General features: G+C 74.0%; 20 protein-coding genes. 9 read left to right on the top strand and 11 right to left on the bottom strand.

What is annotated here, in order from left to right; all coding sequences use genetic code 11:
* Window positions 1-65: 65 nt before the first annotated feature.
* Window positions 66-1,271, top strand: a complete 1,206-nt coding sequence (locus AB0O19_RS36045) for a hypothetical protein (protein ID WP_363625746.1) — start codon at window positions 66-68, stop codon at window positions 1,269-1,271.
* Between the two features lie 133 nt (window positions 1,272-1,404).
* On the opposite strand, the gene AB0O19_RS36040 is transcribed toward AB0O19_RS36045, so the two are convergent.
* Window positions 1,405-1,794 (bottom strand): hypothetical protein, encoded by a 390-nt coding sequence (locus AB0O19_RS36040; protein ID WP_363625744.1) that lies wholly within the window; start codon window positions 1,792-1,794, stop codon window positions 1,405-1,407.
* 464 nt (window positions 1,795-2,258) lie between these two features.
* Here AB0O19_RS36040 and AB0O19_RS36035 point away from each other — a divergent pair, with 464 nt between their 5' ends.
* Window positions 2,259-2,897: a hypothetical protein gene (locus AB0O19_RS36035; RefSeq protein ID WP_363586265.1), complete on the top strand. Its 639-nt coding sequence runs from the start codon at window positions 2,259-2,261 to the stop codon at window positions 2,895-2,897.
* A gap of 122 nt (window positions 2,898-3,019) precedes the next feature.
* Here the strand turns inward: AB0O19_RS36035 and AB0O19_RS36030 are convergent, their stop codons facing one another.
* The 3 genes from AB0O19_RS36030 to AB0O19_RS36020 form a co-directional block, all read right to left on the bottom strand.
* Window positions 3,020-4,639: a glycosyl hydrolase family 18 protein gene (locus AB0O19_RS36030; RefSeq protein ID WP_363625742.1), complete on the bottom strand. Its 1,620-nt coding sequence runs from the start codon at window positions 4,637-4,639 to the stop codon at window positions 3,020-3,022.
* A gap of 433 nt (window positions 4,640-5,072) precedes the next feature.
* A complete protein-coding gene (locus AB0O19_RS36025) occupies window positions 5,073-5,660 on the bottom strand; it encodes a cysteine dioxygenase family protein (protein WP_363625740.1) in 588 nt (195 codons plus the stop codon).
* Window positions 5,661-5,663: 3 nt separating this feature from the next.
* Complete coding sequence (locus AB0O19_RS36020; protein WP_363625738.1) at window positions 5,664-5,789, bottom strand: hypothetical protein; 126 nt, start codon at window positions 5,787-5,789, stop codon at window positions 5,664-5,666.
* A gap of 295 nt (window positions 5,790-6,084) precedes the next feature.
* Here AB0O19_RS36020 and AB0O19_RS36015 point away from each other — a divergent pair, with 295 nt between their 5' ends.
* From AB0O19_RS36015 to AB0O19_RS35990, 6 genes are all read left to right on the top strand, one after another.
* Window positions 6,085-7,995, top strand: a complete 1,911-nt coding sequence (locus AB0O19_RS36015; RefSeq protein WP_363625736.1) for a prolyl oligopeptidase family serine peptidase — start codon at window positions 6,085-6,087, stop codon at window positions 7,993-7,995.
* Entirely contained in the window at window positions 7,992-8,153 is a 162-nt protein-coding gene (locus AB0O19_RS36010) for a hypothetical protein (protein WP_363586260.1), read from the top strand. Before AB0O19_RS36015 ends, AB0O19_RS36010 begins: the two co-directional genes overlap by 4 nt.
* Window positions 8,154-8,232: 79 nt before the next feature.
* Window positions 8,233-10,170: a RiPP maturation radical SAM C-methyltransferase gene (locus tag AB0O19_RS36005; RefSeq protein WP_363625734.1), complete on the top strand. Its 1,938-nt coding sequence runs from the start codon at window positions 8,233-8,235 to the stop codon at window positions 10,168-10,170.
* Between the two features lie 85 nt (window positions 10,171-10,255).
* Entirely contained in the window at window positions 10,256-10,915 is a 660-nt protein-coding gene (locus AB0O19_RS36000; RefSeq protein ID WP_363625732.1) for a DUF5825 family protein, read from the top strand.
* 30 nt (window positions 10,916-10,945) lie between these two features.
* Window positions 10,946-12,145: a cytochrome P450 gene (locus tag AB0O19_RS35995; protein ID WP_363625730.1), complete on the top strand. Its 1,200-nt coding sequence runs from the start codon at window positions 10,946-10,948 to the stop codon at window positions 12,143-12,145.
* Window positions 12,146-12,311: 166 nt separating this feature from the next.
* Window positions 12,312-13,529 (top strand): MFS transporter, encoded by a 1,218-nt coding sequence (locus AB0O19_RS35990; RefSeq protein ID WP_363625728.1) that lies wholly within the window; start codon window positions 12,312-12,314, stop codon window positions 13,527-13,529.
* Window positions 13,530-13,592: 63 nt separating this feature from the next.
* On the opposite strand, the gene AB0O19_RS35985 is transcribed toward AB0O19_RS35990, so the two are convergent.
* The 3 genes from AB0O19_RS35985 to AB0O19_RS35975 form a co-directional block, all read right to left on the bottom strand.
* Complete coding sequence (locus AB0O19_RS35985; protein ID WP_363625774.1) at window positions 13,593-14,387, bottom strand: putative protein N(5)-glutamine methyltransferase; 795 nt, start codon at window positions 14,385-14,387, stop codon at window positions 13,593-13,595.
* Window positions 14,388-14,659: 272 nt separating this feature from the next.
* Window positions 14,660-16,726, bottom strand: a complete 2,067-nt coding sequence (gene ligA, locus AB0O19_RS35980; RefSeq protein WP_363625726.1) for an NAD-dependent DNA ligase LigA — start codon at window positions 16,724-16,726, stop codon at window positions 14,660-14,662.
* A 144-nt stretch (window positions 16,727-16,870) separates the two neighbouring features.
* A complete protein-coding gene (locus AB0O19_RS35975) occupies window positions 16,871-17,479 on the bottom strand; it encodes an ABATE domain-containing protein (RefSeq protein ID WP_363625724.1) in 609 nt (202 codons plus the stop codon).
* A gap of 90 nt (window positions 17,480-17,569) precedes the next feature.
* Between AB0O19_RS35975 and AB0O19_RS35970 the strand changes: the two genes are divergently transcribed.
* The gene (locus tag AB0O19_RS35970; protein WP_363625722.1) at window positions 17,570-18,352 is read left to right on the top strand and encodes an MBL fold metallo-hydrolase; all 783 of its coding nucleotides are present in this window, start codon (window positions 17,570-17,572) and stop codon (window positions 18,350-18,352) included.
* Between the two features lie 62 nt (window positions 18,353-18,414).
* Here the strand turns inward: AB0O19_RS35970 and AB0O19_RS35965 are convergent, their stop codons facing one another.
* The 4 genes from AB0O19_RS35965 to AB0O19_RS35950 all read right to left on the bottom strand — a co-directional run bounded on the left by AB0O19_RS35965 (window position 18,415) and on the right by AB0O19_RS35950 (window position 21,871).
* Window positions 18,415-19,092: a ScbR family autoregulator-binding transcription factor gene (locus tag AB0O19_RS35965; protein ID WP_363625720.1), complete on the bottom strand. Its 678-nt coding sequence runs from the start codon at window positions 19,090-19,092 to the stop codon at window positions 18,415-18,417.
* An 84-nt stretch (window positions 19,093-19,176) separates the two neighbouring features.
* A complete protein-coding gene (locus AB0O19_RS35960; protein WP_363625718.1) occupies window positions 19,177-20,043 on the bottom strand; it encodes an AfsR/SARP family transcriptional regulator in 867 nt (288 codons plus the stop codon).
* A 436-nt stretch (window positions 20,044-20,479) separates the two neighbouring features.
* Window positions 20,480-21,214: a ScbR family autoregulator-binding transcription factor gene (locus tag AB0O19_RS35955; protein ID WP_363625716.1), complete on the bottom strand. Its 735-nt coding sequence runs from the start codon at window positions 21,212-21,214 to the stop codon at window positions 20,480-20,482.
* 252 nt (window positions 21,215-21,466) lie between these two features.
* Window positions 21,467-21,871 carry a RidA family protein gene (locus tag AB0O19_RS35950; protein WP_363625714.1) on the bottom strand — a complete coding sequence of 135 codons (405 nt, stop codon included), beginning with the start codon at window positions 21,869-21,871 and terminating at the stop codon, window positions 21,467-21,469.
* Window positions 21,872-22,312 lie beyond the last annotated feature (441 nt).

Below are 22,312 nucleotides of genomic sequence, written 5' to 3'. Positions count from 1 at the left end.
CCTGACGATGCGCCAGAATTGCCGTCAGCCGAGCAATCAGCCGCGCGTCCCCGAAGGTAGGCATCATGACCCGCTACAGCGTCGACCCGAACCGGCACGAGCTCATCGCCACCTGGGGAACCGGCGAAGGCGACCTCGCCACCCGGATCACCGCCCTCCCGGCCGACGCGGCCGGCGCCACGCTCCTGCGCCTGGCCGGCGCGCTGACCCGCCTGTCGGAGGCGGCCTGGCGCACCTACACCCACCCCGCCAGCGCCGCCGGCTCCCTCGAACCCGACACCGAAGGCTGGCGCCGCGAGCAGGAACGCGACACCTTCAGCGAGGTCGCCGAAGCCGTGGCCGCGCCGAACCTGCCCCACGGCGGCCTGCTCACCGTCTCCTACAGCCCGCTGCTGGAATCCGCCCACCAGGCCGGCCGCGCCCTGCACGCCCTCGACGAAGCCGAGTTGACGAAGGCCGTCCTCGCCGAGACCGTCACCGAACTCACCGCCGTCGAGAGCGCCGAACTCGGCAACCTCACCGGCCGCGCCCAGCAGGCCGTCCTGCTCAGCCGCGAGGACGCCTCCCCCGTCCAGGTCGCCGCCGCCGACCACCTGCTGGAGCAGAACCCCTTCGGCTCCCTCGCCCTCTTCTCCGACGTCGACCCGACCGCCGCCGCCGTCGCGGCCGCGCACTGGCTCGCCGCCGCGGCCGAGGTCGCCGCCGGCGCCTCCGGCCACGACGCCACCGCCGTCCTGCTCGAAGCCGACAGCATCGAGGACCTCCCGCACCAGACCCCCACCCTCGTCCTCGAACTCCTCGACGCCGGCCACACCCCCCACGACGCCGTCACCGGCCTCGTCCGCCACGCCCTCCACATCGCCGACGGCCTCCTCCCCGACCCCGCCGGCCTGCGCGAACAACTCGAAGACCTCGACGGGGCCCTCGACGACTACACCGAGGACTACACCGACGACGAGGAGACCGACCCGGAGGACACCGGCCTGCGCCTCACCCCCCTCGACCCCAGGCGCCCCGCCCGCGACCTCCTCGAAGACCTCCTCGCCGGCATCCACGGCTGCTGGGTCCTCCACACCGAGTACGACGACCTCGACGAAGAGCACCTCGGCACCGACGACGCAGGCTTGGCCGACGCAGGCCCGGACGATGCGGGCCCGGACGACGCGGACCTGGACGACGAACGGGCCGAACAGCACCGGCACCACAGCCGCGAGAACTTCGCCCGTCTCGTCCGCGAAACCGCCGCCCGCCACCGCGACCGGCTCCTCTGACCGCACCTCACCGCCCCGCCGGGGACGGCGGGCGACCGCCCGAGTCGTGCGGCCGACTCCGCCGCCCCCGCCCCCCGCTCCCCGCCCCCCGAGCAGCGGGGAGCGGGGGGCAGGGGCGACCCCGACGGTGCGGTCAGCCTCTGCGCAGGCCGCCGTCGCCGCTCTGCTTGCGCGCCTGCTGCGGGTCGTAACCGGGGAAGGGGCGTTCGAAGAGCCAGTTGTAGAGCAGCTCCCGGCAGATCTCCGGCTGGTACGCCGGCACCTGGTGTCCGGAGTCGGGCACGCTGACCTGCGTCAGGTTGCCGTGGCGGCGGACGAATCCCTTCGGGTTCCCCTGGGCCTGCGTCCAGACCAGCCGGGGAGCGTTGCGCCACTCCGCCTGCTCGCCCTCTCGTGTCATGAGGTCGTCCAGGATCTCCTCGGTGCTCCGGTACCCGCAGGCGGCGTCGAAGTTCCCGGTGTAGAGCAGGGTCCGGTATCCCCTTTCGACGATCTGCGCGTACTGCCCGGTGCAGTCCGCCATTTCGCCCTCGTCCGCGTTCTCCTGACTTCTCCGCCGTTTCCCGGCGGCGCTTCGAAGTCCGCTGCTCCGCACCCTCCCCGGGACCGGCCGATTCCCCGCTCAACCCGACCGGACCACATCCGGGCGGACCGGCTCGGCCCGAACGCCTACGGCCTTCCGGTCCCCTTCCTCGGCTTCCCCGGCGCCGGGACGGTGCTCGGCGGTCCGCTCGCGCTGCGGCTGCGCCCGGCCCTCGCGCCGGCCTCCCCCGGGCGGCTGCTGCTGGTGCCGACAGGCGCGGGCCCGGCGGGTCGCCCGGCCGCCGCCGACCGCTGGAATCGCTCCGTGCCGTCCGGACGGCCCAGCACCGCTCGTGGTCCGGGCGTGCAGAACAAAGCATGGAGAGCACGAACCGGGCGGCTGCGGGCTTGCACGTGCCCACCGACGGCCGAGCGGATGACGGGATGACCGGAGGGTTGTGCGTGATGCGTACGCTGTACACCAGCCAGGGCGGCGGCCCCCGGCTGCCGCGAAGAGTGGGCGCCCTGGCCGCAGCGGCAGGAACGGCCGTCCTCCTCGTGGCGTCGTGCTCATCCGGGAGCTCGTCCGGGCCCGCGACGCCGACGAACGCGGCGGGGGCGACGCTGTCGGAGGCGCCCAACCCGTCGAGCTTCTCCGGGGAGCCGCCCTCCGCCTTCGCCTCCGCGCTGGAGTCGGCCTCGGCCGCGGCGTCCGCGCGCTCGGCCTCGGCGGCGGCCGCCGCCTCGGCGTTCGAGGCATCGGCGGACGCGCAGGCCGCGCAGAACCGGGCGAAGGCGACCGAGGTGCTCAAGACCGTGGAGGGCCCCGGCAACGCCACCTCCGACATCACCCTGACCGGCGTGCCGCGATCCACCACCGGCGGCCTCCACGCCGCCGTCGTGACCATCGTCAACAGCACCCGCGAGGCCGCGTCCTACGCGGTCCAGGTGGACTTCACCGATGCGTCGGGCCACGCCGTCGACTCGGCGATCGTCGGCGCCGAGAACCTGGCCCCGGGCGGGAAGGCCAGTCCGATCGCCTTCAGCCGCCAGCCCGCCGACCTGGCCCTGGTCCCGGTCGTGGTGAAGGCCCAGCGCTACTGAGCCCGGCGCTACCGGGCACACCCCGACCGGGCAACGCCCGACGTCCCGTCAGCTTCCCGTGCACCGGTGCACGGGAAGCCGACGGGACGTCAGCAGGGCGTCAGCAGGACGTCAGCGGGTGATCAACGGCCTTGGAGGGACTTCACGTTGTCGCCGAAGCTCCAGCCCTTCGAGCCGTCCCAGTTGAGCGACCACGTCATGAGCCCCTTCAGTGAACCGCCGAACGCGTTCCACGACTGGCCGACCAGGCCCGGGTCCATGTAGCCGCCGCCCGCGCCGGGCTGGGCCGGCAGGCCGGGCACCTGCTTGTCGTAGGGCACCTTGACGGTGGTGCCCTGGATGGTCAGGCCGTTGTTCAGGCAGGTGGTCTGCGCGGTGAAGCCCTGCACGGTGCCGGCCTGGTAGGAGTCGCCGGAGCAGCCGTACATGCTGCCGTTGTAGTACTGCATGTTCAGCCACCACAGTTGCCCGTTGTCGGCGTACTTCTTGACGATCGGCAGGTAGGCGCCCCAGATCGAGCCGTAGGTGACGCTCCCGCCGGTCACGTACGCGGTTTCGGGGGCCATCGTCAGGCCGAAGCCCGCGGGCATCTGCGCCAGCACGCCGTCGATGATGCGCATCAGGTTGGCCTGGGAGGCGGACAGCGTGCCGATGCTGCCGCTTCCGGACAGGCCGGTCTCGATGTCGATGTCGATCCCGTCGAAGTTGTACTTCTTGAGGATCGGGACGACGGTCGCCACGAACCGGTCGGCGACGGTGCTGGAGCTCAGGTCGATGCCCGCGGCGGCACCGCCGATCGACATCAGGATCGTCGCCCCGGCCGCCTTGGCCTGGCACATCTCGGCGGGGGTCGAGACCTTGACGTTGGTGTCCATGCCGTCCTGCCACTGGACGGTGCCGTCCGAGAGGATCACCGGGAAGGCGGCGTTGATGACGTTGTAGCCGTGTGCGGCGATCCGACTGTCCGTGATGGGGACCCAGCCCATGCCGGGGTGGACGCCGTTCGCGGCGCCGTCCCAGTTCTCCCAGTACCCCTGGAGGACCTTGCCCGACGGCTTGGGCTTCGTGGGGCACGTGTCACCCGGCGCCGGGGTGGTCGGCGGCGGGGTGGTGGGCGGAGGAGTCGTGGGCGGCGGAGTCGTCGGAGGCGGAGTCGTCGGAGGCGGCGTGGTGGGCGGCGGCGTGGTGGGCGGCGTGGGGCTGCTGCCGCCGGGGCCGGTGAGCGACACGTCGTCCGCGTAGTACGCGGGCTGCCCGTACCAGCCGTGCAGGTAGACGGTCACCGAGGTGGTGTTCGGCCCCGTGGTGAAGCCGACGCTGAGCTGGCTGTACGCCGCGCTGCTCGGCGTCCAGGTGGACGGGTCGCTGCCGGCGCCGGTGCCGGTGGCGCCCAGGTAGACGTAGCTGCCCTGGACGTAGGCGCTCAGCGTGTACTGGGAGTTGGGCTGCACGCTGACGGTCTGGCTGCACTGGGCGCTGTCCGGGCCGGTCGGCGTGGCCTTGAGCGCGGCGGCGCCGGAGTGGACCGGACTGCTGACGACCGCGCCGGAGCCGCCGGAGCAGGTCCAGCCGGAGAGTCCGCTCTCGAAGCCGGGGTTGGCCACCAGGTTGGGGGTGGCGGCCCCGGCCGTGACGGAGCCGGCCGCGGCGATGCCGGCACCGATGACGGCGACGGCGCTCACCCCGGCGAGGGAGCGCCGCAGGACGCTCGGCCCGTGCTGGGCACGGCTGGTCCGGTTCACCTGCGCTGCGCGTTCCACGCCCGCCCGCGGCTGCGGGCGAGGGGTCCGGAGCGGCTCGCTCCCGGCCCGGTCGCCTTCGGGGCGGCCGGGGTCCGGACAGGGGCGGACATCGCCCGACGGACGTGGAGTACGCGACCTTCGACGGAACATGCTGCGCTCCCTTCCCGCCGAACGCCATGGACATGACCGACGCGTGGGGGCGCGACGCCCGGCTGTGGGTGAGGTGGGGACATGTGGGGCTGTGCCGGACCGGATCGTAGGAGGGGCGGCGCAGCTCGTCAATAGGTCTGGACCATTCGCGAGGTACGGCCCGGTCGGCCGCAACAGAAGCCGACGTCAGGCCGTACGGCCCGGCCCGGTCGACCGGGCCGGGGCCCGGGCGCGGCCGGCGGGCCGTCCGGATCGGACGGCCCGCCGGTTCGCTACGGGGCGGTCACCGGGCCAGGCTCTCCGGGCTCCGCCAGCTCACCAGGCGGGCGCCGTCCGGCGGGAGGTCCACGACCTCGTTCCCGAAGACCCGGTTGATCGAGCTGCCCCCGTTCAGCGCGATGTCGGCGCCGTAGACGTGCAGGGAGACCGCGCGACCGGTGCCACCGTTCGACACCCGGTGGATGTCCTCGTCGGGCGGCACCAGGAGCTGCACCCGGCCGGGAGAGCAGGTGGTCCGGCCGGACGGCACCAGCACCCGGCGGCCGGTCCTGGAGGGCCGCCACAGCCGGAACGCCTCGTCCACCTCGACGCCCTCCACCACACCTGACACGCACCAGGCGACATGGTCGTGGATCGGGGTGGACTGCCCGGGCAGCCAGGTCAGGGCCACCACGGAGTGCGTCCGTCCGGCGTGCAGCAACCGCTGCGAGTAGCCGTCGGTGTCACCGGCGCACAGGTCGTCGGGCACGATCAGCCCGGACCGCAGGTACTTGCGCAGGGTGTCCGCGGTGAGCTGCGCGGTCAGCACGTCCGCGGCGGCGTAGCGCGCGAGGTCGGAGAGGAACTCGTCGAGGTTGGAGCGCGGTTCCACGGTCTACCGCCCCACCCCGGTGAGCGCGCGCAGCGGCACCGGTGCGGCGATGACGCGGGTCACCGCCACCAGGGCGACGAACAGGCCGATGGTTGTGGCACCGCGCGACGACGCGGCTTGGTCGATCATGGGAATCCTTCTGAGCGGTGCGGAACTTGCCGAAGGCCCGACCGTAGGAATCCATGGCAGACAAGTGATCAACGCGCGGTCGGCGGCGTCGGCGCCGGCCCGCATTCACCTCAGCTGCATTTCGGCCAACTGTGCGAAAGGTCTGTTCGCAACCACGGCACCCCCCTAGAGTGGCGGCGATCCTCCACAAGTGGCCTTTTCTTCACGCCAGTTCACTGGATCTTCACATCAGTGCACCGGCCTCGGGACGTTCAGCGCAGTCTGTTCCCACCATCGAGCCGAAAGGGCCGGGTCCGTGACGCAGGCGTTCCAGTCCCCCGGCTTCGCCGCGCTGGCGGCCGACCGCGCGGTCGAGACGCGGCTCGTCGACGAGCGCTGGCAGGCGGTGGCCTGGGACCTGGGGACGGGCCGGCGCCGGGTGGTCACCGACCGGCCGGGGGGCGTCCATCTGAGCGAGATCGAGCCGGACGGCGACGCCATCTGGTGGTTCGACGCCGACAACGCCGGGGAGGGCCGGTGGTGGCGCGAGCCGTTCGCCGGCGGCGCGGGCGGCGAGGCGCTGCACGACGTGCCGCGCGGGCGGGCGTACGGCGTCGCCTTCGACCGGACGGGCTCGCTCGCCGCGGTGGTCGTCGGTGTCGACGGCGCCTCGCACTGCTACGTCGGACCGCCCGCGGGCGAGGCCCGGCTGATCGGTTCGGCGCCAGGGTACCTGAGCCTGGCCGACCTGTCGCCGGACGGTCGGCTCCTCGCCCTCGGCGGGCGGCCCGACGGGGACGACTCAGTGGTCCTGTGGCCGACAGGCGCCCCGGCTGGCGCGCAGGCGGACGCGCAGGCGGACGGTCCGCTGCGGATCGCCGGAAACCGCCGACTACGGCTCTGGCCGATCGAGTTCAACCCGCTCGCGGGACTCGAACCGGAGCTGCTGCTGGTGGTCGAGGAGGACGAGCGGTACACCGTCGCGACCTGGCGGGCCGGCACCGGACTGCGCCGGTACCCGGGGCTGTCGTTCGACTCGCAGATATCGGCCGGCTGGTACCGGGGGCCGCGCGAGGTGCTGATCCAGCACGAGCGGGCCGGGCGGAGCCGGCTGCTCCTCACCGACCTCGACCCACCGGAGGGGCAGGGGGCGACGCGGCAGCGGGTGACGCCGCAGGGGGCCGCACAGCAAAGACCGGCCGAACAGGCCCCGCCCGTCCGGGAGATCAGCACGCCGGGCGGCACGATCCACGACCTGTCCTGCGCTCCGGACGGCACCTTGCACTGCGTCTGGAGCCGGGAGTCGACACCGCCCCGCCCGCTGGTACTGCGCCCCGGCACGGAGGCTGCGCACCACCCCGGACAGGGCCTCGACCCGGACCGGGGCGACACCTCCCGCAGCCGGCGCTGGACGCCCCGGCCGTACGGACGGATCCACAGCTTCGTCAGCACCCCGGTCGGCGAGGGCCCGTGGCCGACCCTCTTCCTGGTCCACGGCGGCCCCGCCACCCACGACCGCGACTCCTACGACCCGCGGGTGAACGCCCTGGTCGGCCGTGGCTACGCGGTGGTGCGCACCAACTACCGCGGCTCCACCGGCTACGGCGCCCGCTGGCAGCACGAGTACGGCCACCGGGTCGGGCTGGCGCAGATCGAGGACCTGGCCGCCGTCCGCGCGGAGCTGGTCGCCGACGGTACGGCGCTCGCGGAGCGCACCGGCCTGTGCGGATTCTCGTGGGGCGGCTACCTGACCCTGCTGGCGATGGGCGCGCAGCCGGAGTTGTGGTCACTCGGCATGGCCGCCCAGCCGATCGCGGACTACCCCGCCGCCTACCGCACCACCACCCCCGCACTGCGCGCGCTCGATCGGCAGCTCTTCGGCGGGACCCCGGACGAGGTTCCCGAGCGCTACCGCGCGGCCGACCCGCGGTCGTACGTGCACCAGGTCCGCTCGCCCGTCCTGCTGGTCGCCTCGCGGACCGACGAGCGGTGCCCACCCGACCAGGTCGCCCGGTACGCCGCGGACCTGCGCCGGCTGGCGGTGCCGCACGAGCTGCTCTGGGTGGACGGCGGCCACTACAGCCGCCGGACCGCCGACCACCGATCGGTGCTGGCCACGATGGTCCGGTTCGCCGAGCACGCCTGGCCGACACCGCTCCCCCTGCCACCCCGGGGCGACCGCCCCGGGGTACCCGCCGAACTGGTGGAAGGAGGTGAACATCCATGAAGCGACGCAGCATTCAGAACGACCCGATCAGCACCCCGGAGCGTGACCGGGGCGCCGTGGTGGTCCAGGCCTTCGCACTCGACATCACCAAGGCCGCGGTGGTCGCGCCTGCCCTCAAGGGGCAGCCGAAGCCGAAGCCGGAGACCAAGGGCAAGTGATTCTCCGTCGCTCCGGGGCGCCTGCGGTGCCCCGGAGCGACACCTCATCGACCGCCGGCGATCAACAGAAGTGGCCACCATGCGTATCGTCCTGCTGCACATGCCCTGGGGCGCGATCGACGTGCCGTCGCTGGCGCTCGGGATCATGCACACCGCCGCCGCACGCGCCGACCACCAGGTCGAAGTGCGGTACGCCAACCTGGACTTCGTGGACTGGGCCGCCGAGACCGCGGGTTTCGGCGTGGACGACTACCAGTACTTCTCCGAGAAGTCCTACTTCCAGGGCGCGGGCGACTGGGCGTTCGCCGGTGCACTGTACGGCGACGACGGCCCGGCCCCCGGCATCGACGCCCGCATCGACGGCGAAGTCGACGACAGCGACGGCGAGTTCGCGGCCTACTTCGAGTACCTGGCCACCAGCGGTGCGAGCGAGCAGGAGATCGCGCTGACCCGGGCCACCCGCGCGATCGCCCCCGCGTTCATCGCCCGACTGGTCGACGAACTCGCCGCCGACCCACCGGACCTGGTCGGCTTCACCACCACCTTCCAGCAGAACACGGCGAGCCTCGCCGCCGCGAGGCTGCTCAAGCAGCGGTGCCCGCAGGTGCGCACGGTGTTCGGCGGCGCGAACTGCGACGGTCCGCAGGGCGCCGCGCTGCACCGCAACTTCCCCTTCCTGGACTACGTGGTGCGCGGTGAGGGCGAGGCCGCCTTCCCGGCACTCCTGGAAGGCGGCGACCTCTCCGCCGTCCCCGGGCTGTGCTGGCGGGACGGCTCCGGGAAGTCGACGGCCAACGAGATGACGAGGCGCCCGCTGCCGCCCGCGGCGATCCTGGCGCCCCGCTACGACGGCTTCTACGAGCGGCTCGACGCCTCCGTCGCGGCCGGCTGGGTCGATCCCAAGCTGGTCGTCGAAGGCTCCCGGGGCTGCTGGTGGGGCGAGAAGCACCACTGCACCTTCTGCGGGCTCAACGGCTCCTCGATGGAGTTCCGCTCCAAGCCGCCGGCCGACTTCCTCGCCGAGGTGCTCGCGCTCGCCGAACGCCACCAGCTGCTGGACGTCTACGTGGTCGACAACATCCTGGACATGGGCTACTTCGACACCGTCCTGAAGTCGCTCGCCGAGCTCCCGGTGGATCTGCGGCTGCACTTCGAGATCAAGGCCAACCTGCGCCGCCACCAGTTCCAACTCCTCGGCGACTCGGGCGCGGCCCAGGTGCAGCCCGGCATCGAGAGCCTGAGCACCCGGGTCCTGCGGATCATGGACAAGGGGGTGACGGGCTGCCAGAACGTCCGCGCGCTGCGGGACGCGCAGAGCGCCGGAGTGTCGGTGAGCTGGAACTACCTCTACGGCTTCCCGGGCGAGCAGCCGGCCGACTACGAGTCGGTGATCCGCCAACTGCCCGTACTGCACCACCTGGACCCGCCGACCGGAGCGGGCCGGATCGCGATCGAGCGGTTCAGCCCGTACTTCGACCGCCCCGAGCTGGGCTTCGCGATCACCCGACCGGCCTTCCAGTACGGCGCGACCTACCGCCTGCCGGAGAGCGAACTGGCCGAACTGGCCTACGTGTTCAGCGCACCGCCGCGCGGGATCGGCGGCGACCTGGCGGAACGGTTGAGCACGGCGGTGGGCACCTGGATCGCGCGGTTCCCCGACAGCCGGCTCAGCTACCGGGACGCGGGCGGGCGGATCGCGCTCGTCAACACCCGCCCCGGGTACGACTGGCGGGTGGTCGAGCTGACCGATCCGGTGGAGCTCGCCGCCTTCCGGCTGCTGAACCAGCCCCGCTCGACCACCGCGCTGGCCGCCAAGCTGCCCGGCGGCGCGGCGGCGGTCGAGCCGGTGCTGGAGCGCTTCACCGCGCTGGGCCTGCTGTTCCACGACGGGGACGGTTTCCTCCAGGTCGCCGTCGAGTCCGACAACCAGGTGCTGATGCGGATGCAGCACCGGCACGGCCCCGCCGCCGCCCGCCCCCACGCCGAGGAGGTGCTCGATGCCGTCACGATCGGCTGAACGGACCGATACCGGAAGGGCCGACCCCGGAAGGACCGTTGCGGAAAGGACCGTTGTGGGAAGGACTGTTGCGGGAAAGGCTGTTGTGGGAAGGACCGATGCCGCCTCCTGGCGCGCGGCCGGCCCGGAGGTCGAGCTCTGGCTCGACTACGACCCCGACGCCCGGGAGTTGCCGGGCTTCGCGCTCGGCCACCGCACCCTGTCCGGCCCGGCGGAGGCGGAGGTCACCGAACTGCACCGCGCCGGGGTCCGCTGCCTGCGGCTCACCGAGCCGGTGCGGCTCTGCGCGGACGCGCCGGCGGCCTCCGCGCGGGCGCTGATGCTGCTGCGCGAGGCGACCGGGCAGGGGCTGGCCGTGCTCTGGCAGGCCGACTGCACGGACGGCTGCGCGGCACAGCGCCGGTTCCACCACCTGTACCCGCCCGAGCAGTTGACCGGCGGCCCCGAGGACGTCGTCGCCGACTGGCGCGCCACGTACTACCCGAGCAAGTGCGTCTTCCGGCGCGGCCCCGGCTTCGTCGAGGTGCGCGACCGCCGGTTCGGGACGCTGGAGCTGTTCACCATCGACGAGCCGGGCCACCTGGCGCAGGTCGAGGCGCTGGCCGACGGCGTCGAGGTCGGCCGGCTGCCGGACGCCGTCCACCGGGACTTCGCCGCGGCCGGCCTGATCGCCGAACAGGCCGGCCGCGCCTGGTTCCTGCCCATGCGGGTGCGCCGCTGGCCCTTCCCGTCGCTGACCGTGTAGTTGCCGGAGTTCGAGCCCGAGGAGTGATCCATGACCACCGCGGTCGACGACGCCGCCGCGCGGATGTCCGCCTTCATCCGCGACCCCTACCCCACGCTCGCCCGGATCCGCGAGGCCGGCGCGGTCTCCGTCGTGGAGTTCGGCGAGGGCCTGCCCGTCTATCTGGTGACGCGCCACCAGGACGTCCGGGCCGCGCTGATGGACCCGCGCTTCGGGCAGGACGTCCGCCGCAGCCAGGCCATCGCGAGCGGGCGGGGCTCCGGCCTGACGCTCGGTTCGGAGGTGGTCCACATGCTCAACAGCGACCCGCCGGACCACACCCGGCTGCGCCGGCTGATCCAGGGCGTCTTCACCCGCCGGCGGGTCGATCTGATGCGACCGCTGGTCGAGCGCATCGCCGGCGGCCTGCTGGACGGGCTGCGCGGGCGGGAGACCGCCGACCTGGTGACGGACTTCGCCTTCCCGCTGCCGATCATGATCATCTGTGAGCTGCTGGGCTTCCCACCGGAGGACATGCAGGCCTTCCGCACCTGGTCGACGGCGATCCTGACCCAGGGCGGCGACATGACCTTCGACCAGGCCACCGCCGAACTGAACGACTACCTGCGCGAGTTGATGACGGCCCGGCGGGCGTCGCCGAGCGCGGACATCCTGACCGACCTGGTCCAGGCCTGTGACGCCGGTGAACTCACCGAGCGGGAGGTGTTCTCGATGGTCTTCCTGCTGCTGATCGGCGGCCACGAGACCACCGTCAACCTGCTCGGCACCGCCACCCTGGCGCTGCTCCACCACCCCGACCAGCTCGCCTGGTTGCGCGCCAACCCGGCGGCGATGCCGGTCGCGATCGACGAGTTCCTCCGCTACGAGTCTCCGGTGAGCATGGCCACGCTGCGGTTCACGAACGCCGACGTGATGGTCGGCGACGTGGAGATCCCGGCGGACGAGCTGGTGCTGCTCTCGCTCGGCGCGGCCAACCGGGACCCGGCCCGATTCACCGATCCCGACCGGCTGATCCTGGACCGGGGCGATCCGGGCCACCTGGCCTTCGGGCAGGGCCTGCACCGGTGCCTCGGCTCCTTCCTCGGCAAGCTGGAGAGCGAGGTCGCGCTGACCGGCCTGCTGGAGCGCTTCACGCGGATCGAGCTGGCCGCCGCGGAGGAGACCCTGCCCTGGCGCAACACGATCATGCTGCGCGGCCTGGAGTCGCTGCCGGTCTCGCTCGATGGCTAGCGGCGCGGGAGCAAGCGATACGGGGACGGACAGCGCGGGGACAGGCAGCACAGGGACGGGCGGCACGGGGACAGGCAGCACGGGGACGGGCAGTACGGGGACGGGCAGTACGGGGACGGGCGGCGCGGGGACGGGCGGCGCGCGAGCAGGCGGCGCGGCGGGGCTGTTGCGGTTCCGCCCCCGGATCAGCGTCGCACCCCTGCGTGCGCGGGGCTTCCGGCTGCTGGTGATCGGGCAGGGCACCTCGGAGTTCGGCAACGCGTTCCAGGTGGTCGCCCTGCCGCTGCTGGTCTACTCCCTCGCCGGAGGCGCCCGCCAGCTGAGTCTGGTGGTCGCCGCCTACGGCGCGGGACGGCTGGCCGCCACCCCGCTCGGCGGGATGCTCGCCGACCGGTTCGGCGCCCGCCGGGTGATGCTGGCCGCCGACCTCGGCCGGCTGCTCGCCACCGCCGGGCTGTGCGCGATCGCCGCCGGCGGGGCGGCGAACTTCTGGCTGATCGGCGGGCTCGCGCTGCTGGTCGGCCTCGGAGCAGGGGTGTTCCTGCCGGCCGCCTGGGCGATCACCCCGACCCTGCTGCCCTCCGAGGACCTGCACGCGGGCAACGCACTGAACAGTACGGTCACCTTCGGAGCCGGTCTGCTCGGTCCGGCGCTGGCCGGCCCGCTGGTCGCCTGGCTCAGCCCGGCCGCCGCACTGGGCCTGGACGCGGCCACCTTCGCCGTGTCGGCGGCCACGCTGTTGCTGATCGGTCGCGGCAACCTCGTCGCACCCGCCAGCCCGATCTCCGAACGTGCCTCCGTACCGAAGAACTTCCGTGGCCTGCTGCGGGAGTCGCCGTTGCTGCGCGCGGTGCTGACGGTGACGGTGATCGCGAACCTGACGGTGGGCGGCGCCACCCGTGTCGCCCTGCCGACCCTGGCCACCCACGGCTTCGGCGCCGGTGCCGTCGGGCTGGGCCTGCTGCTGGCCGCGTTCACCGGCGGTGCGCTGGTCGGCGGCCTGTTCGCGGCCGGCCTCACCGAGGTGCGCTCGCGGGGCCGCACGGCGATGCTCTCCGGTCTGGTGATGGGTGCGGCGATCGGGCTGGTGCCGTTCACCGGCCTTGTCGGCGCCGTGCTGCTGCTCTGCCTGGCCGGCGGCGCCAGCACGGTGACCAACGTCCTGATCGTCACCGGCGTGCAGAAGAGCACCCCGCCCGCCTTGCTGGCCCGGGTCATGGCGGCCGTCACCTTCTGCGCGCTGGGAGTCTTCCCGATCTCGGTGATCGCGGCCGGCGCGGCGGTGGACGCCTTCGGGAGCCGGGGGGTGTTCGCGACGACCGGGCTCTGTTTGACGGGCGCGTTCGGGTACGCGCTGACCAGGCGTGAGATCCGCGAGCTGTGAGCGCCCAGCCGGCCGCCGGGCCCGCCCCTGCCACCGGGAGGCGGGAGGCGGGCTGCGGCCCCGTCAGCGCAGGGTCGCGGTGACGACCGTCGCGTCCAGGTCCTCGCACCAGGCGTCGACGGCGTCGAGGCCGGCCGCGCGGGCGACGGCCAGGGCCGTCGGGGTCTGCCGTTCGCTGGTCTCGAACAGCAGCGACCCGCCCGGGGCCAGCCAGTGCGGCGCCTCGGCGGCCACCCGGCGCAGCACGTCCAGACCGTCGGCGCCGCCGTCCAGCGCCGGCCGGGCCTCGTGCAGCCGGGCCTCCGTCGGCAGCAGCGCGATGTCGGCGCTGGGGACGTACGGGACGTTGGCGAGCAGGACGTCGATCCGGCCGCGCAGGGCGGCGGGCAGCGCGACGAACAGGTCGCCCTCGAAGACCGGGGCCCCGGGCCCGGTGAGGTTGCGGCGGGCGCAGCGGACGGCGACCGGGTCGACGTCCGCCGCGTAGAGCTCGACCGGGTGCGCGGCGGCGGCCGCCACGGCGGCGCCGAGGGCGCCGCTGCCGCAGCAGAGGTCGACGACCACGGCGCCCGGGCCGGTGAGCTCGGTGGCCGTGGCGGCCAGGAACTCGCTGCGGCGGCGCGGCACGAACACGCCCGGGTCGACGGCGATCCGCAGCCCGGCGAACTCGGCCCAGCCGACGACGTGTTCCAGCGGCCGGCCCTCGGCCCGGGCCCGGACCATCACGGCCAGGTCTGCCGGTGTCGCGGCGGCGGCGAGCAGGACCCGCGCCTCGTCCTCGGCGAACACGCAACCGGCGGCACGCAGCCGGGCGACGACCGAGGAACGGAGAGCTGCGGAGGCAAAAACCGACAAGATGACCCCTTGGGGGAATCGGGAGCAGGACGAACGACTCCGTCAGGGCTCCCGCAAGGGCCGGCACCGCGCCGACGCGTCCGCGCTACGCGCGCGACGCGCCCGCACGGCCGCGCTCCGGGAGCACCCGCTCGGACATACCGGTAATGGGGCTCACCTCCTTGAGTCGCGGTCGTACACGGCGTCGGCCACCCTACCGCACCCTTGGCGCGGGCGATCAACTGGTCTTCCGGGCCCAGGTCCTGTCCGGCTGTCCGGCTGTCCGCCCGGCTGGCCTAGCCGAGCTGCTCGGCGACCAGGGCGGCGAACTCCTCCGGGGTCATGACGGGCACTCCGAGCTCCTCCGCCTTGGCACGCTTGGAGCCGGCCTTCTCGCCCGCGACGAGGAGGGTGGTGCGCTTGGACACCGACGAGGAGGCCTTGCCGCCGGCGCGTTCGATCAGCTCGTTCATCGCGTTGCGGGAGAGCTCGGCGAGGGCTCCGGTCATGCTGCCGGTGACGACCACGCTCTGGCCGGCCAGCGGGCCCGCCGCGGTGTCGCCCGCGGACGCCGCGCCGCCGTCCGCGGCCCGGTCGGCGGGAGCCGTCGGCTCGGTCACCGCCGTGCCGACGCCCTGCGCCAAGAGCCGCTCCAACAGCGGTGCCACATCGGCGAGTTCGGCGACGATCACGGCGGCCTTCTCGACGCCGATGCCGTCCACGCCGGCCAGCGCCGCGGCGTCGGCGGCGCGGATCGCGGCCATGCTGCCGAAGTGCGCGGCGAGTCGGCGGGACATCGTCCGGCCGGTGCCGCGGATGCCGAGGGCGCAGAACACCCGGTTCAGCGGGCGGCTGCGGGCGGTCTCGATCGCGGCGAGCAGGTTGTCGGCGCTGGTGTCGCCCATCCGCTCCAGGGTGAGCAGCTGCTCCCGGGTGAGGGTGAACAGGTCGGCGAGGTCGCCGACCAGCCCGGCCTCGACCAGCTGGACGGCGCGGGTGCCGCCGAGGCCCTCGATGTCGAGCTGGTCGCGCCCGGCCGCGTAGATCACCGAGGCGACCGTCTGGCAGGCCCGGCCGCGCACGCAGCGCCAACGCTGCTCGGAGGTGTCGATGGCGTCGCCGCAGCGCGGGCAGACCTCGGGGAAGGCGATCGGCTGCTCGGCGCCGGTGCGCTGGTCGGCCAGGGGCGCCTCGACCCGCGGGATCACGTCGCCGGCCCGGTAGACGAACACCTGGTCGCCGATCATCAGCCCGCGGCGCCCGATGTCGGCCGGGTTGTGCAGGGTCGCGTAGGTGACGGTGACGCCGTCGATCACCACCGGTTCGAGGACGGCCCGGGGCGCGATGATCCCGGTGCGACCGACGTTCCACTCGACGCCGAGCAGCCGGGTGACCTTGTGCTGCGCCGCCAGCTTGCGGGCCACCGCCCAGCGCGGCGCGCGGGAGCCGGACCCGGCCGCCTCCTGGTCGGCCACCGCGTCCGCCTTCACCACCACGCCGTCGATCCCGAAGGGCAGCGCGGCGCGCAGGCCCGCGATCTCGTCGATCCGCTGCTGTGCCTCGGCGAGGGTCGCGCAGCGGCGCGGCGCGGCGTCGGTGCTGGCGGCGGTGTTGGCGCCGAGGACGGCCAGCCGGGCGAGCAGGGCGGCGTGGTCGAGGCCGGGCAGGCCGAGGGCGTCGTAGGCGAAGAAGGTGAGTTCGACGCGGTAGGCGCGGTCCTTGGCGCGCAGGGTGCCGGCCGCGCCGCTGCGCGGGTGGGCGAACGGGGTGGCGCCGTGCGCGGTGCGGACGGCGTTGGCCTGCTCGAACTGCTCGTGAGTGAGCAGCACCTCGCCGCGCAGCTCGACGTCGACCGGTTCGGCGAGCCGGGCGGGCAGGCCGAGCACGGCGTCGGCGGCGGCGGTGATGTCCTCCCCCGCCAGACCGTCGCCCCTGGTCAGCACCTGGGTGAGCCGGCCGGCCCGGTAGCGGGCGGCGACGGCGAGGCCGTCCAGTTTCGGTTCGACGCACCAGCCGGCGACCGGCCGGCCGAGCCGGCGCTCCAGGCCGGCCGCCCAGGACTCCAGCTCCTCGGCCGAGAAGACGTTGTCGAGGGAGAGCATCGGCGCGCTGTGCGGGACGTCGCCGACCGCCGCGCCGCCGGCCACCTTGCCGGTGGGCGACTCGGGCAGCGCCTCGTCCGGGTGCTCGTGCTCGTAGGCCTCGATCGCCCGCACCAGGGCGTCGTACTCGTCGTCGCCGAGCGGGGCGGAGCCGTCGGCGTAGTACGCGGCGGCGGCCCGTACGGCGGCGGCGACGGCGTCGGCGTAGGCCTGAGGGGAGGCCAGGGCAGCGGGAGGGGCCAGGGTGGCTGCGTCCTTCATACCGCCATCATGGCGAGCCGCACTGACATTCGGCCCGTTCGAACGCGGCTCGCACGGACCGGGCCCGGGGGGGTGCGGCCCGCACCGGCCAGGGGTGTCGACCAGGGCCGTCGGCGAGGGCGCCGGGCGAGGGCGCCGGCCCGGTCAGTCGGGCTGGGGCCGGGTGCGCCGGGCGTAGGCGCGGGCCGCGCGGGCGCGGTCGCCGCAGCGGGTGGAGCACCAGTGGCGCCGGCCGTGCCGGAGGAGGTACCGGGTGCACGGGGTGGAGCCGCAGGCGGTGAGACGGGCCGCTTCGGGCCCGGTGAGCAGGTCGGCGGCATCGGCGGCGAGGGCGGCCAGGGCGTGGTCGACGATCTCGGTGGTGGGGTGGGGGGCCGCGCGGTAGGGGCCGCTGCCGTCGTCCCACCGCAGCAGCCGGGCCGTGGGCAGGCGGGTCAGGGCGTCGTTGACGGCGGCCAGGGCCGAGGAGGGTGCGGGCAGCTCCGCGACGCGGGCGGCGAACAGCGTCCTGACCTGTTCGCGCATCGAGCGCACCTGCGCCGTGCACATCTCCTGAAGGCCCGCGTCGGCCGGGGCGAGGCCGTGCTCCAGGAGCCACCGGCCGGCGGCGGCCGGCGTGCCGAGGCTGTCGACGACGTGTCCGCCGGGCAGCGTGACGGCGCTGTTGACCAGAGCGAGCGAGGGGTACAGCTGCTCGCCCGGCGCGGGTGGCACGGCGGTCTCGTCAGTGGCGGTGTCCGCGGCGTCCGTCATGAGTCTCATGGTAGCGCTTGCACTCATCCGTGAGAACCGGCTAGCTTTCCTCACGGATAAACCACTCTCAACCGTGAGGTGTGCTTCACCATGGCTTCTTCCGACACGACCGCCGAGCAGTTCCCCGTCCGCCTCTTCGGCGGCCCGACCGCCCTCTTCGAGTACGGAGGCCTGCGCTTCCTCACCGACCCGACCTTCGACGGCCCGGGCGACTACCAGCGGCCGGGCGGCCCGCTCCTCACCAAGACCGCGCCCTCCTCCGGGAGCCCCGCCGACGCCGGCCGCGTCGACGTCGTCCTGCTCTCCCACGACGAGCACCCCGACAACCTCGACCACTCCGGCCGGGCCCTGCTCGCCGACGTCCCGCTCACCCTCACCACCCCCGGCGGCGGCCTGCGCCTCGGCGGCACGGCCCGGGGACTGGCCGACTGGGAGTCGGTCACGCTGGACCGCCCCGGCGGCGGCACCCTCACCGTGACCGGCGTGCCCGCCCTCCACGGGCCCGGGGCCCGCGAGGAGGTGGAGGCCGCCACCGGCCAGGTCGTCGGCTTCGTCCTGACCGGGGACGGGCTGCCCACCGTCTACGTCAGCGGGGACAACGCCTCCCTCCCCGCCGTCGGGGAGATCGCCGAACGCTTCGCCCCCGTGGACACCGCGATCCTCTTCGCCGGGGCTCCCCGCTTCGCCGCCCTCTTCGACGGCGCGCCCATCGTCCTGGACAGCGCCCAGGCCGCCGAGGCCGCCGCGATCCTCGACGCCCGCCGGGTCGTCCTCGTCCACCACGACAGCTGGGCCCACTTCACCGAGGACCGCGACGACCTGGTGGCCGCCTTCACAGCCGCCGGCCTGGCGGAGCGCCTCCACACGGCGTGACCGGGCCCGGGGCGGGGCGCGCCGCACCAGGCGCCCCGCCTGTCCGCCCCTGAACCGCCTGCTCAGCCTGGCAGCGACGTCAGCGGCCTGGTCCGGTAGGCGCTTGAGGAGCCCGGGGGGACGAGGCAGGGCAGCAGCCACTCCCACAGGGCGCCGACCCGGCGGGCGCGCTCCTCGCCCGGGCAGCCGTCGCCGAAGACGACCTCCAGCCCGCAGGCCGCCGCCACCACCAGGGTCTCCGGGCCGGGATCGCCCGAGCGGTCGCGCAGCTCGCCGGCACGCCGGGCGCCGGTCAGCAACTCCCGGACGACACCGGCCCAGACGCCGTGGAAGCCCCGCACGCCCGCGACCGGCGCGCCGGGGGCGGGCGTGGCGGGAGCGAACGCGGCGGTCCGTGACTGCCAGCCGCCCTCCCGGCCGAGGCGGAACGCCGCCCGGACCACCGCGTCCGACCCCAGGGCGTCGACCAGCCAGTAGCCCACGTCGATCAGCGTCTGCAGGGGGGAGGAGGTGGCCCGCAGACCGCCGCAGGCGCCCCGCAGCGAGCGCTCGGCCCGCTGGAACACCGCCTGCGCCAGCTCCTCCTTGGACGCGAAGTGGAAGTAGAGCGCACCCTTCGTCACTCCCGCGGCGCCGGCGATCTCGCCGAGCGTGGCCCCCGCATAGCCGCAGCGGTCGAACAGCACCGCCCCCGCCTCGACCAGCCGTCCGCGTGTCCGTTCCGACCTCTCCTGCACCACCCGACCCACACCCCTCACAACGACGAGCACGTTCCGACCACACACGAGCAGCGCCCCGGCAGCGACGGCGCCTGCCGCGCGTCCTCAGCCGACCCGGGTGAACCGGGCCGCGGACCCCTCCGGCGAAGCGGTCGCGGCCGCCTCGCGCTCCGGGCGCTCGGGGCGCTCGGGCCGCTCCGGGCCGGCGAGCAGGATGGAGCGCTGGAGCCGTCGCAGTCCGGTGGACGGCTCCATGCCCAACTCCCGTACCAGGGTGTTGCGCAGGCGCTGGTAGGCCTCCAGGGCCTCGCCTCGTCGGCCGGAGCGGTGCAGGGCGATCATGTACTGGCCGTGCAGGCTCTCGTGGGTGCGGTAGCGGTCGACCAGGACGGTGAGTTCGGCGAGCAGGACGCGGTGGCGGCCCAGCCGCAGGTCGGCCTCGATCCGCTGGTCCAGCGCGCAGAGCCGCGTCTCCTCCAACCGCTTGGCCTCGACAGCGAGTTGGCCGCCCGCCGGGACGTCGGCGAAGGCCGGACCGCGCCACAGGCCGAGCGCCTCGCCGAGCATCCGGGCGGCCAGCGGGTGGTCGTCGCCGTCCATGGCCCGGTAGCCCATGCCGGCCAGGCGCTCGAACTCCCGGACGTCCGTCAACCCGCCGCCGCTGTTCAGCATGTAGCCGCCCGGTGAGGTCACCAGCACGTCCTTGGCGCAGGAGACCCCTGCCGCCGGGGCGACCTGCCCGAGCGCCCGGTCGATCATGTCGCGCAGTTGCAGCACGTACGTCTGCACCGTCGTGCGCGCGCTGCGCGGCGGGCGGCCCGACCACAGCTCCTCGGCCAGCACCCCGGCCGACACCACCTGGTCGGCCCGCAGGGCCAGCAGCCCCAGCACCTGCCGCGGTTTCGGCGCCGATGGCACCACCGACACCCCGCACACCCGGACGTCCAACGCCCCGAGCACCCGAATTTCCACGATGACCACCCCAATCACACGGAACGCCGCAGGCCGATCCGCCGCGGCCGGCACCCGGGTCGACACCCCTAGGGCGACTGTCACCAGTCAAAAACAGGACGCGCGGTTTGTCAATACAAAACCGAACGTGCTGTTTGTTTCTTGGGATGGGCGGCCCGCCTCGGACAGACGGGCGCGGCGGCCACCCTGCGCCACGAACCGGCCACCACGCGCAGCGGAGTGCGGGCAAACCGAAGGCGGCGTCGGACCCCCGTGGATCCCGCGCCGCCACCAATTCGCCCGCACTCCGCGCGCACCGCCGGTCGGCCGACCGTCGGACCGACCACCGGACCGACCATCGGGCCGACCACCGCCCGGACGCCCCCGCGCGCAGGGGGCCACCGAGTCCTGGTCAACTCCGCACCAGCCGAAGCGATTTCCGGCCGGTGCCGGACCGTCAGCCCACACCGACCTCGTCCGCGACCGCGACCGGCCGGGCGGCCGACCGCGCCCCGCCCTGCACCCCGGCGCCCTCCGCCGCCGCGCGGGCGGCCGCCACCTCGGCGACCACCTGGGCACCGCGGTCCGGGCCCATCTGCAGCGAGCCGAGCACACCCGGCACCGTGATGCTCGGCATCAGGTGCTGGAACAGCCCGGCGGCCCGCCGCTCCAAGTCCGCGCGCCCGGACAGCTTCTGCGACTGGATCTGCACACCCGTCCACGCCGCCGTGACCAGCCACGCGGTGTCGGCCGGGACGACGTGCGGCAGCAGTTCACCCCGCTCGCCGGCCGCGACCAGCAGCGCCTCCAGCCGGCTGATCCAGCCGGGGATCGCGCCGCCGCCGAGGTCGTCGAAGACGTCCTGGCCCAGCGAGAGCCGGGCCCCCGCGCTCAGCAGCGGATCACGTGGCATCAGATACGCCACCACCATCCCGGTGTCCACGAACTCCTGGAGTTTGCAGACCCGTTCGGGCACACCGTCCTGGACGAACTGCTCCTCGACGACGCCCTGGGCCAGATCCCGCTTGGAGGCGAAATGGAAATACACCGCACCACGCGTCACACCGGCCCGCGCGACCACCTCGCCGATGGTGGCGCCCTCGTAGCCGAACTCGTCGAAGACCGACGCCGCCGCCTCCAGGATCAGCCGACGCGTCCGGACCGCCCGCTCCTGCCGAACCACCGCAACCACCCCACCCAGAGCTCCCGGAAAACAAAACCAAACACCCCGTATCTTAGCTACCGGTGGCCTACGGACGACAAGATGATGTCGGGGAATCGCCTCAAACGCTTCTCCCCTCCCGCCCGCATCCTCCGCATTTCGCCTACGGGCCGCCGTTCCTTCGCCGGACGACCGAAAGCGGCACCGCCCCCACACCTCACCTCTCCGGGGAAAAACCGAACGATCGGTTTCCTAATCGGGACACCGGGAGGCTGGAAGGCGTCACGGCAGGACGGCCACCGCCTCCACCTCCACCAGCTGGTCGTCGTAGCCGAGCACCGACACCCCCAGCAGCGTGCTGGGGGCGTCGTGCTCCCCCATGTAGGCGCGGTACACGTCCCACACCGCGACCAGGTCGGCCTGGTCGGCGGAGGCCACGTACACCGTCGTGCGGGCGACGTCGGTCAGCCCGGCACCGGCGTCCTCCAGCGCGGTTATCAGGTTCCGCATCACCTGGTGCGCCTGGCCCGCGTAGTCGCCGACGGCGACCGTCCGCCCCTCCGTGTCGAGCGGGCAGGCGCCGGCGAGCCAGAGCGAACGGGCCGGGGCGTCGACCAGGGCCGCGTAGGCGTAGTCGACGGCCGGGGTGAGGCGGGAGCTGCGGATCAGCTTGACTGCACTGTTCAAGGGGCACTCCGAAGGGTCGCGGCCGAACGTTCGCGCCCATCGTTGGTCTCTCCTGAACGACCGTCAAACCATTTACCAGCGCTTTCCCGTCCGCCACGGGCCCGTTGCGTCCACGATTCACCGTTGCGGGTGATGGCGGGCCGACCCGCCCGGCCGGAATCCTGGTGGCCGCCACCCGCACGCGCCGACGCCGCGCCGACACCAGGAGGTCACCCATGGAATCCCGACCGCCGTACCGCGACGAGGCCTCCGGGGTCCGCCGGCGCCGGATGCTGGGCCTGGCGCTCGGGGCGGGGCTCGTCCCGACCCTCGCTCCGGTCGCGGGGGGGGGCCGCCCCCCCCCCCCCCCCCCCCCCCCCCCCCGCCGCCCCCCCCCCCCCCCCCGCGCCGCCCCGGGGCCCCCGGGCGGCGCGGGGGGGCCCCCCCCCCACGCCCGGCCCC

This window comes from Kitasatospora sp. NPDC091276 (genome assembly GCF_040684355.1).
In the GTDB taxonomy this organism is placed as follows: Bacteria; Actinomycetota; Actinomycetes; order Streptomycetales; family Streptomycetaceae; genus Kitasatospora.
The sequence above is the reverse complement of the archived record's forward strand: the minus strand, read 5'-3'. Positions and strand labels throughout refer to the sequence as shown.

Excerpts from the sequence above, each read along its gene's own strand:
- AB0O19_RS36045 (WP_363625746.1), top strand. The coding sequence starts at position 66 with ATGACCCGCTACAGCGTCGACCCGAACCGGCACGAGCTCATCGCCACC.
- AB0O19_RS36040 (WP_363625744.1), bottom strand. The coding sequence starts at position 1,794 with ATGGCGGACTGCACCGGGCAGTACGCGCAGATCGTCGAAAGGGGATAC.
- AB0O19_RS36035 (WP_363586265.1), top strand. The coding sequence starts at position 2,259 with ATGCGTACGCTGTACACCAGCCAGGGCGGCGGCCCCCGGCTGCCGCGA.
- AB0O19_RS36020 (WP_363625738.1), bottom strand. The coding sequence starts at position 5,789 with ATGATCGACCAAGCCGCGTCGTCGCGCGGTGCCACAACCATCGGCCTG.
- AB0O19_RS36010 (WP_363586260.1), top strand. The coding sequence starts at position 7,992 with ATGAAGCGACGCAGCATTCAGAACGACCCGATCAGCACCCCGGAGCGT.
- AB0O19_RS36005 (WP_363625734.1), top strand. The coding sequence starts at position 8,233 with ATGCGTATCGTCCTGCTGCACATGCCCTGGGGCGCGATCGACGTGCCG.
- AB0O19_RS35995 (WP_363625730.1), top strand. The coding sequence starts at position 10,946 with ATGACCACCGCGGTCGACGACGCCGCCGCGCGGATGTCCGCCTTCATC.
- ligA (WP_363625726.1), bottom strand. The coding sequence starts at position 16,726 with ATGAAGGACGCAGCCACCCTGGCCCCTCCCGCTGCCCTGGCCTCCCCT.
- AB0O19_RS35975 (WP_363625724.1), bottom strand. The coding sequence starts at position 17,479 with ATGACGGACGCCGCGGACACCGCCACTGACGAGACCGCCGTGCCACCC.
- AB0O19_RS35970 (WP_363625722.1), top strand. The coding sequence starts at position 17,570 with ATGGCTTCTTCCGACACGACCGCCGAGCAGTTCCCCGTCCGCCTCTTC.